Origin of the sequence: Dialister micraerophilus DSM 19965, assembly GCF_000194985.1 — a bacterium.
Lineage (GTDB): Bacteria > Bacillota > Negativicutes > Veillonellales > Dialisteraceae > Dialister > Dialister micraerophilus.
Genome location: NZ_GL878519.1, coordinates 704,530 through 717,555, shown reverse-complemented (window position 1 = coordinate 717,555; position 13,026 = coordinate 704,530). Strand labels below are relative to the sequence as shown.

The following is a 13,026-nucleotide window of genomic DNA, read 5'->3' as shown; positions in this document are numbered from 1 at the left end:
AAAATGGAAAAAATAACAGAAAAAGCACATGCAAAAATAAATCTTACACTGACGGTAGGAAAAAAACGCAAAGACGGATACCATGAAATAGACACGATAATGCACTCAATAGACCTACATGACACGATAACACTCGAAAAAAGTGAAAACTTGAAACTTACCGTAGAAGAAGGAAAAGCACCCGAAAAAGAAGAAAACCTCATGTGGAAAACGGCGGAAGAATTTTATAAAAAAATAAAAGAAAAACCGCAAGTACACATGAAACTATACAAAAGAATACCCGCACAAGCAGGACTCGGAGGAGGATCGGCAGATGCGGCGGCAGTACTTAGAGGACTGAACAAACTTACAAAAGCAAACCTCACAAAAGAAGAACTATGTGAAATAGGTGTAAAATATGGAGCCGATATACCCTTCTGTATCTATGAAGGAAGTGCAAGATGCAGAGGTATAGGAGAAAAAATAAAACAAATAAAAAAATATGAAAATATACCCCTCATAATAGTACAAAGCGAAACTACAATAAGCACAAAAGAAGCATACGAAGAAATCGACAAAAGCGGAAAAAGAAACATAAATAAAAACGAAACGGTAATACAAGCAATAGAAGAAAGAAATATAAAAAAACTGAAAGAAAAAATATACAACGACTTCGAAAAAGCACTCTTTGAAAAAAACAAAGAACTGAAAGAAATAAAAACAGAACTGAAAAAAATATCGGAAACAGTTCAAATGTCGGGATCGGGATCCGCATTCTTCATAATATGCGAAAAAGAAGAACAAGAAAAAATAATGAAAAAATTGAAAGAAACAAAAAAATTCAAATTCATACAAAAAGCAACGACAATATAAAAAAAAGTAAAAAAAAGAGCCGAAAGGCTCTTTTTGCATGACTTATAAAGTTTTATTTTTTATTGATACGTTCAAACTTCTTTCTACGTAAAAAAGTTCTGAAAAGTAAAACATATTTATTAAAAAAACCAAAAAATTTAAACAAATTTTATTATTATTTAAAATGATATTTCTTTGAAAATTTTTTGCAAAAGGTAATTTTACATCTTTATTTTCTTTTAAATAAGTTATCATTTCGTCACATTTCTTTTGTTCAATTATATGTGTATGGTAATTCATGATTAATGCACGAACTGCGTTTATTGTAACGGAATTACGACAAATTTTTAAAAATGAAGGCATATATTTTTGAGCTAAATTTTCTCTGTCTTTCCATGCAAAGAAATTACCGTATTTTGAATTTACCAATGAAGAAATATTTGCTCCGTTTGCAAGACTGTTTACATTTTCTGCAGTGTAAAAATATAAAGGGTCTGAAATAACGCAAGCACTTTTTGCAATCATAAAAAATCTTGCACAAGCATACATATCTTCTGAAATTATTCCTATCGGAAAACGTAAATTATTCCATAATTTTTTCCGAAACAATTTACCTGCACAAAAATTCGGATATTTATTTAATAAAATTTTTTTACGTATAATTTCAAAATCAGTACTCTTTTTCTCCCAATTTTTTGATTTTACAATATACTTGTTACCATGAACCGAATAATGTCCTGAAGCTACAATATCGTAATTTTCTTCTTTTTGTACATTTATTAATTTTTCAAAAGCATTTAATGATATATAATCGTCCGAGTCGAGAAAATAAATAAACTCTCCTTTTGCAATATCCAATCCTTTATTTCTGGCTGCACTTACACCTTGATTTTCTTGATGAATAACTTTTATACGAGTATCTTTTTTTGCGTACTCATCGCAAATAATTCCGCTTTTATCTTTTGAACCGTCATTTATAAGAATTATTTCCAAATTTTTATATGTTTGATTTATTACACTGTCTACACAACGATGTAAAAAGTTTTCAGCCATGTAAATCGGAATAATTACCGATATTAAAGGATTATAAATTTTCATAAAATCTCCTTTTTATTATTTCTTTTCCTTTTTCCCATATATATATTGAATCTAAAGCTTTTTTATGAGTAACGGATTTTGCATTGTAAATAGATTTGGGTGCCCATCGTTTTAAACGGAATTCTTCATTTCTATAAAAAATATCTATTAAAGGGGTATTTGTTGCAAGTGCTAAATGTGCTGTTCCCGTATCTGCACTTATAAGTAGAGATGAACGTTTAAGTAATGCGGCTAGTTGAGGTATTGTAGTTTTATTGCTGAAATTTAAAAGTTTGTTTTTTGTGAGTTCGGGTAGTGAATTATAATAATCGTTTGATTCTTGTCCGATGCCCGTCATTATTGGTATATATCCGTCTTTATCTATAAGAGTTACTAAATCTGTAATTAATTCTTTTTTGAAATCTTTTATTTTATTTTTTGTAATAGGATTTAAAATTACAAAAGGTTTTTTTATGTTAAACAATAAATTTTCATCTACATATTGAATTGCATTTTTCGGTATATTATATTTAATTTTTAAAATTTCAAAAGGCTTTTTTGAGTATAGTTCTCCCAAGTAAGCAATTCTGTCTTGTATGTGAATATAGTTTTTAAAGTTTGTGTTTTTATTTGATATAAATGGACGACATATTGTTGATTTATATTCTGTATAAATTTTTTCAGCTCCCAAAATTTTTGATATTAATACACCTCTTAAGGGTGCAAAAGTAACGAAAGCCGAATCAAATTTATATTTACCTTTGTATTTTTTTATAAATGAAAATATACCGTTTAAACCTTTATGTTCTCCATGTTTGTCATAAATCCAAACTTCATTTACACCTTCTAAATTAATAGCAACATCGTAAAAGTTCTTGTTTACAATATAAACAATATAACAATTCGGATAAATTTTTTTCAGATTTAGACATAGACTGTTTGTCATTAAGGTGTCTCCGAAGTAGGCAACGGAATAAATTAAAAAATATTTCATAGTATCTCCGTTTATATTAAAACTTCCGGATGTTTTATTATCCATGCCGTAAGTTCGCACCATGCAGCTCTTTCGTCTGTGAATTCTTTTATTCCTTGTTTTGTTTCATTGTTTTTTCCGTTCAAATTTTGTGCCGTTTCATCTCCGTAGTAACCTATCATTTTCTGATTTAACCAGTGGAACGGGGTTACAACTTTTTCTATCGGTGTAAAGAGTGAAGGCATAATCGAGTAGTATTCGAAGTCTTTAGGTGCTATTGCTTCTATTACTGTAGGCATTATGTTCATATGTCCGGCAATATTCAATTGCGGGAACATTTCTTTTTCAAGGTCCGTATGGTGCATTGAAAATGATGTACCGTATTTTTCATGTACTGTGGGTTCTTTTTGAGGGTACATTTCCGTGTTGAAAGGAATTATAAGTCTCGGGTGATCTCCCGTTACTATTATTAAACTGTCCGGATCGAGTTTTTGTACTTTTTTTATGAAGTCGCACATGTAGTAGTCCGCATACCAATACATTCCCAAGTTGTTTACAAGTTTTTTGTTTTTCTTTATGTCGTCGGTTGTTTCTTTTAATATTTCGTCAGGTTTGAATCCGTATTTTTGTACGGGGATAGTGTATGGCGGATGATTGGATGTGGTATATATCAAGTGGAACATCGGTGTTTCTTTGTCGATTTTGAGTATTTCTTTGTACAAACCTTCAAAGAAGAGATGGTCATAGATACCGAGCCATGTTGTTGGTGCGTTTTTGTCGCAGTATTCTACCGCTCCGATTCTCATGTCGAATCCTTGTGCTTTTCCGAATCTGCCCAAGCTTGCCCATGCTGTATTTCCGCCGTACCAATAAGCTGTGGTGTATCCGAGTTTTTTCATTTGAGCGGCAAATGCGGTGGGTACTTGTTTTTGTTGGAATGAAGGCATTTCATTTATTTCGAAGTTTGCATCAAAAATTCCGGAGAAAATACTTGCAAGGGACGGTTGTGAAATCATACCGGCTGCAAGGAAGTTGGATATTGTTATTGTATTTTTTGATGAACGGAATTTTTTACCTTCGTCAACTATGTGAAGTTTTGAGTATTTTTCTTCAAACGGTGCTTGTCCGTAACTTTCTCCGATTATAAGGTAAATATGTTTCGGTTTGCGTATTCTTGCTCCTTGAGCTTTGCGTAAGAACGGTTTCCAGATGTCTTTTCCGTTTTCTTTTATATTTATAAGAGGTTTTAAAATTTCTGCAGATTCTTTTTCGGTGTGTTTAAGTATTTTTTGTTCTTGTTGTTTGAAAACGAGTTCTATTGCTATAAAGTCGTCAATTACCGCTTTTGAGAAAAATATATCATTTTTCAGTATGGTCGGCATATTGTTTCTTGACGGTTTGAAAAGGTGTGAAAGGTGTCCGCCGTAACGTATGAAGTAAAAGAGTAATACAAGTAAAATGAATATAAATGTATTGAATATGTATGCCGCTATGTTTTGTTCGATTTCAGGATATGGAATTGTCGGAGTTTGGAGTAGTATCCATGTCGATATGGCGGTTATTCCTATGTAGGGTATAAGTCCGAGAAGTATCCATATTCCATGGTATTGATTGAAAAATATGTCTGCGAAGTTACCTTTGTCGGCATTTTTTCCAAGTAGCATTGTTTGATTGAATATATCGCGAAATTCTCCGTAAAATATAATTTTTCCCATGAAAACAATATATAGTGCAATTGAGTATCCGACTACCCAGAGTATACGTACAAGGTCGCTTATATCATGGTAAAAGGAAATAAAAGATGCCGGTAAACTTATGAGAAGGAGTGATATAAGGTATACATAGGCATTGAAATCCAGTCCCCAAAGAAATCCGAACCATAATGATGTTTTGTATTTTTTGTCGTATTCCGGAATGCTTTTATCTCCGTATATTTTTATAAATGCTATACGAAGTAATGTGCATATAATCGCAGGAATAATTATCAATTTTAAGTCTTGTTGCGAGCCGATGTAGAAATTTTCAAACATTTTAAACCTCTTATATTTATTTCAGTATTGATTATATAATATATATTTAATCTGTATTTTACAAAAAATTCTCTTGCTTCAGTTGCTAAGCGAGAGAATTTTTGTTTACCATCCGCTTTTTCTCCAGAATGTCGGATAGAAGAGTATTATGAGCGGTAATGCTTCGAGTCTTCCTAAAAGCATTGAGAAGCATACCGATATTTTGCTCAGTGTCGGAAGTGCTGCATAGTTCATTGTCGGACCGAATTGTCCGAATGCCGGTCCCGTGCCGCTCATTGTCGTTATTGAAAGTCCCAGTGCATCCGGTGTCGCTACTCCGTCAAAGAGGAATATGAGTGTAAATATTACGCATAATACCGAGTATACGAAGAAGTATCTGAATACGTTCAAGAGTACGGTGTTGTCGTAGTTTTCCGTATCTGTATGTAGGTGCATTGTGAATTTCGGATTGAGTTTGTATCTTATAAGTGAGTATACGCCTTTCAAGAGTATTATAAGTCGTATTATTTTAAAGCCTCCCGAGGTGGATCCTCCGCTTCCCCCTACAAACATGAGCATGAGGCATATCCATTTCGAGAATGTCGGCCATGTGTCGAAGTCTACCGTTACAAATCCCGTTGTAGAGGATAGTGATGATGCTGTGAAGAATGTGTCGTGAAGTGCTTGCATGAAGGGTACGTCCGCTTGCGTATTGAGGTTTATTGCCATTATAAGTGTTCCGAATGCGAGCATTGCTAAGTATCCTTTGAATTCCGTATCTTTGAATATTGTTTTCCAGCCTTTTTTCCATGCTATTACGTATACGCTGAAGTTTATTGCCGAGATTGCCATAAATATCGCTATGGCGGTTTCGAGTATCGGATTTTTGAAATCCGCTATGCTTCCATTTTTTGTTGAAAATCCTCCGGTTGACGTTGCGGAGAATGCGTGGTTCAGTGCGGTAAGGAAATCCAGTCCGAGTACCATGTATACTGCCGTTGAAAGTAAGGTTGCTATCGTGTATACGATGAAGAGCGCTTTTGTCATTTCTTTTATGCGGGGCATTGCTGTTGATGATACGGGGCCGCTGCTTTCGGTGTAGAGCATTCGTGCCGTTCCTTTTTGGAATTGGGGAAACAGTGCAATAAAGAATACTATTATTCCCAGTCCGCCTATCCAGTGTGTCATGCTGCGAAAGAAGAGCAGACTTTGAGGCATTGCTTCCACGTTGTTTATTATGGTGGCTCCGGTTCCGGTAAGTCCCGATACACTTTCGACTAAACTGTCCAGGAAGGAAATTGAAAAGAATGTGTAGGGTATTGCATATAAAAGTGAGATTACTATCCAACCTAACGATGTGATTGCTATGCCTTCACGTGTTGATATTTCTACGCTTTCACGTCCGTTTTTGTAGAAGAAAAGAAATAAAAGCAGTGATATACCTATTGTTATAAAGTAAGGAGTTGAAGGTTCGTTGTAGAAAAATGCAAGCATGAGTGAGGGGATGAGTGCAAGTCCGCTTGCAAAAAGAAGTCTTGCAAGCATGAAGAAAAGCATTTCTATATTCATAGTCCCTCCTTACCAACGATTGATAATACGATCTTTAATTTTAAAGAATATAATCATTACCGGAAATATTTCACATCTTCCGATAATCATAAGTATAATTGAAAATGTTTTTATAAACGGAGAAAATGTCGAGAATTCGTTTATTCCGTAAATCATTGCTCCGCTTCCCGCACTTGTAAGGCAGCTTATGGAAATTCCAAGTGCTTCTGTCATTGTAAATCCGTCCAAAGACAGTATTGCCGATGATACGAATATTATGAAAATGTACGAAAAGAATAAAACGGGTATGTAGATGAAATCATTTACGGGTATGAGATTTTTACCGAGTCTTATGTCTGAAATTTGATGAGGATGTACCATTTGGCGTATTCCTCTTGATACAGTTTTTAAAAGTACGATAAGTCTGAAAATTCTGAATCCTCCGCCCATCGATCCTATACAACCTCCGAAGAAGAGTAAAAGAAGCATGAGGAATTTATCGAATTCGGGAAAGTTTGCAATGGATTTCGTTGCAAATCCGGTTGTAGACAGGAATGATGCACTGTAGAAAAACGCAACTTTTACTGATTGATTAAGGTCAAAATATTTCGTACTCCACATATGAATAGCAAAGAGTGATGCTATTACAAAGAATGATGCAAGGTAAATATGCAGTTCTTTGTCGTTTTTGAATGAAATATTGTAATTCTTTTTGAATAAAGGATGATAGAACATCAAGTTTGAGCCGCCGATGAGTATTGCGATTATGCAAAGTACGAGTGACGAAAGCGGCAGATTTTGTATAGTCGAGGGCATGATTGCGCCTGCGGTCGAAACTGTTCGAAGTGCAAGTTTTAGTGAACTGTATATCGGAAATCCCGCCAAGTAAAAAAGACAAAATATGATAAGTGAAAGAAGTGAATATATTTTAAAAACGTCAAGACTTATCGAAAGCATGCGGTTATGACTCGGGCGGAAAATTCCTCTTGATGACATTGAAAGTATCGATCCGGCGCGTGGTGAAAGTCTTGAAAAAACCGTCAAAAGCATAATTGCAAAGTAGAGTCCACCGCTCCATTTCAAAAGGTCTCGCCACAAAATCAAGGAACTCGGTGAATTTGTATGGTGAATTATATCCATTCCGGTAGTTGTAAGTGATGAAATGCTTTCAAAAAAAGCGTCCAAAGGTACGAGCATACCGGAAAAAACAAAAGGGAGCATACCGAAAAATGCCATCCAAATCCACAAAGAGGGCAAAAGGTATACTCCTGTCATCAAAGGAAGAGTGTAATTATTTCGTTTGTGAAAATATACACAAATCGAGCCGATTATAAATGTAAATAAAAAAGAGAACACGAAAGGAACGACATTTTCAGATAAATATAAAGCATCTGCAATTGCCGGTAAATGAAGTAGAGATTGGAAAAGGGTAAAAAGACCCAATATGTAGAAATAAACTCTGAAATCCATTACGATTCATTTCCCTTTAAAAAATCCATAATATTGGAAGCATCGGAAGATTTCGTAATAATTATTACACGATCACCGGTCTTGAGAATTGTTTTACCTTTAGGAATAAAAGCTTCTCCGTCACGTACGTAAGCGCCGATAAGGCATTCTTTCGGCATATCTATATCCATAAGAGGTTTGTCGGACACGGGTGAACCTTCCTGAAGAATAAGTTCCAAAGCTTCGACTTTTGCATCTTCGAGGAACGAAACTGAAACAAGTCCTCCTTTACGTATAAAAGCGAGAACTTCTTCCGCCGCAATAAGACGAGTTGAAAGAACGACATCGACACCTATTTTTTCCATTAAATTTACATAATCGCTTTGTGCGACACGTACAACGGTTTTCTTTGCACCGGCATGTTTTGAAATGAGTGCCATCATCATATTCAATCTGTCATCTCCGGTAGTGCAGATAACCGCATCCGCATCGGAAACGCCTTCTTCCATAAGAAGATCCATATCGGTAGCATCGCCGCAAATAACCGCCGAATTGTTTAAAATCTCGGCAGCATCTTTGCAACGATCTTCATTATTGTCAATAAGTTTTACGGAAACACCGTTTTTCTCCAAAAGAGGAGCAAGAGCAAGACCGGTACGACCGGCACCTATAACTATTACACGATTAACCGTGCCCGTATCCATCGGAACGAAAGAGTGACTGAATTTTTCTATTTCCTTGGGATCTCCTATAAAGTAGACACTGTCGAAAGGGCGAATTATATCATTACCGTGAGGAATAATCATCTCATGGTCTCTGAAAATCATGGCGGCAAGAATGGTATCCGGAAGATTCAAATCCTTCAAAGCCATATTTGCAAAATGCGACTTCTTGGGAATATTCGTTTCAAAAAGACGTACTTTCCCATTTGCGAAATCTTCAATATTCAAAGAAAGAGGAGCCATCAAAATACGATTCATCTCGTAAGCGGTAACCTGCTCGGGACTGATTGCAAGATCGATGTCGAAATTTTCACGCATAAATTCATCGGTCTCGTTAATATACTTGCTGTCACGAATGCGTGCGATAGTATGAGAAATACCCATCTTTTTTGCAAGAATACATGCAATGATATTTACCTCGTCATAACGTGTCGTTGCAACCAAAATATCTGCGGAAGAAATATCATTATCACGCAAAGTCAAAGGTGAAGATGCATCCGACTCGATAGTAAGTACATCTAAATTGTTTTTTACAAGATTAAGAGAATCTTCATCATTATCAATAACGATGACATCATGATCCTCATTTGAAAGAAGTTCGGCAATACTGTAACCTAAATCACCGGCTCCCAAAATAACGATACGCATAAAAACCTCCTCTTATACTTTATACATTTTAACATATTTATAAAATTTGGAAACAAATGAAAAAAAATATATGAAAAATAATGTGAAAAATATGATATATTGTAAATAGACAGGAGGGAAAAACTATGAATACAAAGTGGGAAGGAGTTTCGGAAACGGCACTCATCACGTTGTACATGAGAGCAAAAGATCTTGACAGCGAAAGACCTATATTGTTCGATTTCAAAGCAAAAGAAATAGCTGAAAAAATAGAAATAAACGATAAAAAATTGAAAAAAGCATGGGCATCTTACTTGGGCTGCGTAATACGTGCAAGAGTAATGGACAATGAAGCGAAAAAATTCATACAATCATACCCCGATGCAACAATAATATCGGTAGGAGCAGGACTGGATACAAGATTTTATAGAGTAGACAACGGAAAAATACACTGGTACAACATAGACTTTTTACCCGTAATACAAACAAGAGAAAAAATTTTAGGAAAACACGCAAGAGTTAAAAATATAGCAATGTCGGCACTCGATCCCTTTTGGCCCGATAAAATAAACCACAAAAACAGAAAAGTACTCATCATCTCCGAAGGAATGCTCATGTACTTTTCAAAAGAAGAAGTAAAAGAATTTTTGAAAATACTTACGGACAAATTCGACTCTTTTACCGCACAATTCGACCTGCTTTCAAAAAATGCACTGATATTTGCAGGAAAACATGATGTGGTAGATCAGAAAAAAGCACCGTTCAAATTCGGATGCAAAGACGGAAGTGAAATAACAAAAATAAATCCTCTCATAAAACAAATAGGATACACAAATTTCACCGACGAAATGGAAAAACACGTAAAAGGCTGGAAAAAAATGATGATGCCTTTCATAAGATGCGTAAACAACAGATTGGGAATATATACCTATAAAAGAAAAACGAAAGAATAAAAAATAGAGCAAACATAAAAATACCCGTTAATACGGGTATTAAATTTAAGTAGAGGAAAAACATGAGCGACAGAATAAAAGGAATATCAATGGCAGCAACAGGAGCCATATTTTGGGGAAGTTCGGGAATAGCCGGACAATATCTTTTGAATGTAATGGAAATTTCTCCCGAATGGCTCTCAACGTTTCGTATGCTGACGGCAGGCATAATTTTGCTCATTTTCGATATAACGCAAAACAGACAAAACATATTTGAAATATTGAAAAAAACAAAAAATTTAAAAGACCTGGTGATATTCGGAGTGTTCGGCGTACTTGGAGCGCAATACACATACTTCGTAACGATAAAAGCAAGTAATGCGGCAGTAGCGACCGTACTCCAATACCTCATGCCGATAATACTCGTAATATGGGCATGCATCAAAGAAAAAAGAAAACCCGGAAAAATTGAAATGCTGTGTGCAATGCTCGCCACACTCGGAACATTCTTCATAGTTACACACGGAAACTATGAAACATTGCAAGTATCTCCTAAAGCGCTCACATGGGGACTTATATCGGCATTATGTGCGGCAGTCTATACAATGCAGCCGCAAGAAATTTTGAAAAAATACAGAACCTCACTCGTAGTAGGTTGGGCAATGATAATCGGTGGAATATGCCTTTTATGCTATGCGATAACAACACCATTTGTCGGAAAAATAAATACGGAATCGGTAGCGGCATTTATCTACGTAGTCATACTCGGAACGGTAATAGCATTCGGATTGTTTCTTGCAAGCACAAAGTACATAAAACCGCAAGAAGCCGGAATAGTAGGAGCATTGGAACCTCTTTCATCGGTAATATTCTCAATATTAATATTTTCGATATCATTCGGAATATACGAACTTATAGGAATGGCACTGATAATAAGTGCGGTAATATTCGTAACAAGACAAAAATGAAAATAAAAAATAATACTCCGGACATTTTTCAATCTGAACGAAAATGACTCCGGAATATTTTTAAAACGAAAAAATGTAATTGATTTCACGCAAAAAAGCACGGAGACGAAAAAAACTCCGTGCTTTTTGAATTTCAAAATTATAAATTTTTGTACTTTTCTCCGACCTCAAATGAATTTGCAACCTTACTTCCCAAACGGCGATAAACAGAATGAACCGCATCGAAAATAACGGGATCCAACTTTTTGAAACAAATATTTCCTTTGTCATTCAAAATATTTTCATCAACGGAAATATTTACAATATCACTCACAAAATAAAAATCCTCGCCTACTTTCTCACATTTTGCTACCTTGCATTCAAGCACGAAAGGCAACTCATTGATAATCGGAGCATGAACGAAATCGCTCTTGGAAACGGTAAAACCTGCACGAGCGACCTTATCCGGCACATCATTACCCGAAATCATACCCAAAAAATCAATACGATCGATTGAAGACGCATTTGCAATACCTAAAGTAAAAGCATTGTTCAACATCAAATTTGAAGTAGTCTTGTGAGTATGAGAAAGCATAAACCCGATTTGATTCGTATCATAAATTCCACCCCAAGCCGCCACCATGGCATTTGGAACATTATCCTTATCAAAAGTGGAAATAACCATAACCGGCTGAGGAACCAACCAAGTCTTGGGCTCAAAATTTTTACGCATGAAAATCCCTCCCTTTAAAAATATTTTACTATAGAAAGAATAAAATAAAAACAGTAAAAATAGTATGATTAATTTAATATAAAATATTTGAAACAGTCAAAGTCAATAAATACAAGTAGGAGGGCAAAATGAACGTACAAAACAAATCGAAAATGAAACAAATGCAAGAATTGCAAAACTTGAAGCGCAAATTCAAGTGTTGATTGCAGCGAGATAAAAAGTTTTACCCTCTTTACCATATGGTAGGGAGGGTATTTTTAAGGTTGAATATTAATTAACAAAATGATAAAAATATAAATTCCGGAAGAAAAGTTTGTTTATTATACAAAGTGTCATCAAACATACAAGATTATAATATTTAAGATAAATACGATAAAATGTGTTTATTTTTTAAGCATTAGAAAAATAAACATAAAATAAATTAAAAAATAAAAGTATAAATATTCATATTTCGGTTGTACTTTCCACTTACATATGGTATATTACAAAACATCAGTAAAGCCTATCCTCTTTACTGAAAACGCTTAATTTTTCATTTTAAGCGCTCCGCAGATTTTATAGGTGAGAAAGCAGGTTAACTCCTGCTTTTTTGCTTTTTTATGAATAAATGTGTTATATCTATATAAAACAGAAGTGAAAGGGTGATACTATGAGTAATGCCGTTGTGGGTGAAAAAGCTCCGCTGTTTACTTTGCCTTCAGATAAAGGGCATGATATTTCTCTTTCCGATTACAAGGGAAGAAAGGTAATTTTATATTTCTATCCGAAGGATAATACCTCCGGTTGTACATTGGAGGCTATGGCATTTAGAGATCGTTTCGAAGATTTGAAACGTTTGGGATACGATGTCATAGGTATCAGTCGTGACAGTGTACGAAAGCATTGTAATTTCAGAGATAAAAATTCTCTGAATTTCCCTCTTTTGTCCGATGAGAATGAAGAGGTTTGCAATATGTACGGTGTTATGAAGGAAAAAAGTATGTACGGAAGAAAGTACATGGGTATAGAGAGGTCCACTTTCATTATTGATGAAAAAGGCGTTTTGATTGCCGAGTATCGAAAGGTGAAAGCTTCTACACATGTGGAGGAACTTTTCAAAGAGTTGTCCGGGAAATAAATAATCCCCGTTTTTATGATTTTCATTTTGTATCGTTTACGATATTTATGAAGTCATTTGA

At 34.9% G+C, this 13,026-nt stretch carries 11 protein-coding genes; 4 read left to right on the top strand and 7 right to left on the bottom strand.

The features are described 5' to 3' along the window. Window positions 1–3 precede the first annotated feature (3 nt). Window positions 4–852 carry a 4-(cytidine 5'-diphospho)-2-C-methyl-D-erythritol kinase gene (gene ispE / locus HMPREF9083_RS03370; protein WP_035062805.1) on the top strand — a complete coding sequence of 283 codons (849 nt, stop codon included), beginning with the start codon at window positions 4–6 and terminating at the stop codon, window positions 850–852. Window positions 853–894: 42 nt separating this feature from the next. Here the strand turns inward: ispE and HMPREF9083_RS06145 are convergent, their stop codons facing one another. From HMPREF9083_RS06145 to trkA, 6 genes are all read right to left on the bottom strand, one after another. Continuing rightward, complete coding sequence (locus HMPREF9083_RS06145; RefSeq protein WP_007555999.1) at window positions 895–1,929, bottom strand: glycosyltransferase family 2 protein; 1,035 nt, start codon at window positions 1,927–1,929, stop codon at window positions 895–897. Beyond that, entirely contained in the window at window positions 1,916–2,902 is a 987-nt protein-coding gene (locus tag HMPREF9083_RS03360; protein ID WP_035062801.1) for a glycosyltransferase family 9 protein, read from the bottom strand. The genes HMPREF9083_RS06145 and HMPREF9083_RS03360 overlap by 14 nt, the downstream gene beginning before the upstream one ends. Window positions 2,903–2,913: 11 nt before the next feature. Then, entirely contained in the window at window positions 2,914–4,911 is a 1,998-nt protein-coding gene (locus tag HMPREF9083_RS03355) for an LTA synthase family protein (protein WP_007555997.1), read from the bottom strand. Between the two features lie 105 nt (window positions 4,912–5,016). Continuing rightward, window positions 5,017–6,459, bottom strand: a complete 1,443-nt coding sequence (locus HMPREF9083_RS03350) for a TrkH family potassium uptake protein (RefSeq protein WP_007555996.1) — start codon at window positions 6,457–6,459, stop codon at window positions 5,017–5,019. Window positions 6,460–6,468: 9 nt separating this feature from the next. Further along, complete coding sequence (locus tag HMPREF9083_RS03345; RefSeq protein ID WP_007555995.1) at window positions 6,469–7,908, bottom strand: potassium transporter TrkG; 1,440 nt, start codon at window positions 7,906–7,908, stop codon at window positions 6,469–6,471. Beyond that, window positions 7,908–9,257: a Trk system potassium transporter TrkA gene (gene trkA, locus HMPREF9083_RS03340; protein ID WP_007555994.1), complete on the bottom strand. Its 1,350-nt coding sequence runs from the start codon at window positions 9,255–9,257 to the stop codon at window positions 7,908–7,910. The genes HMPREF9083_RS03345 and trkA overlap by 1 nt, the downstream gene beginning before the upstream one ends. 125 nt (window positions 9,258–9,382) lie before the next feature. Between trkA and HMPREF9083_RS03335 the strand changes: the two genes are divergently transcribed. Both HMPREF9083_RS03335 and HMPREF9083_RS03330 read left to right on the top strand, forming a co-directional pair. Beyond that, the gene (locus HMPREF9083_RS03335; protein ID WP_007555993.1) at window positions 9,383–10,189 is read left to right on the top strand and encodes a class I SAM-dependent methyltransferase; all 807 of its coding nucleotides are present in this window, start codon (window positions 9,383–9,385) and stop codon (window positions 10,187–10,189) included. 62 nt (window positions 10,190–10,251) lie between these two features. Further along, window positions 10,252–11,136, top strand: coding sequence for a DMT family transporter (locus tag HMPREF9083_RS03330; protein WP_007555992.1), 885 nt, complete (start codon window positions 10,252–10,254; stop codon window positions 11,134–11,136). A gap of 139 nt (window positions 11,137–11,275) precedes the next feature. Here HMPREF9083_RS03330 and HMPREF9083_RS03325 read toward each other — a convergent pair whose 3' ends face one another. After that, window positions 11,276–11,848: a flavin reductase family protein gene (locus tag HMPREF9083_RS03325; protein ID WP_007555990.1), complete on the bottom strand. Its 573-nt coding sequence runs from the start codon at window positions 11,846–11,848 to the stop codon at window positions 11,276–11,278. 649 nt (window positions 11,849–12,497) lie between these two features. On the opposite strand from HMPREF9083_RS03325, the gene bcp reads away from it, so the two are divergent. Then, the gene (gene bcp / locus HMPREF9083_RS03320) at window positions 12,498–12,965 is read left to right on the top strand and encodes a thioredoxin-dependent thiol peroxidase (RefSeq protein WP_007555989.1); all 468 of its coding nucleotides are present in this window, start codon (window positions 12,498–12,500) and stop codon (window positions 12,963–12,965) included. The last annotated feature ends 61 nt before the right edge of the window (window positions 12,966–13,026 follow it).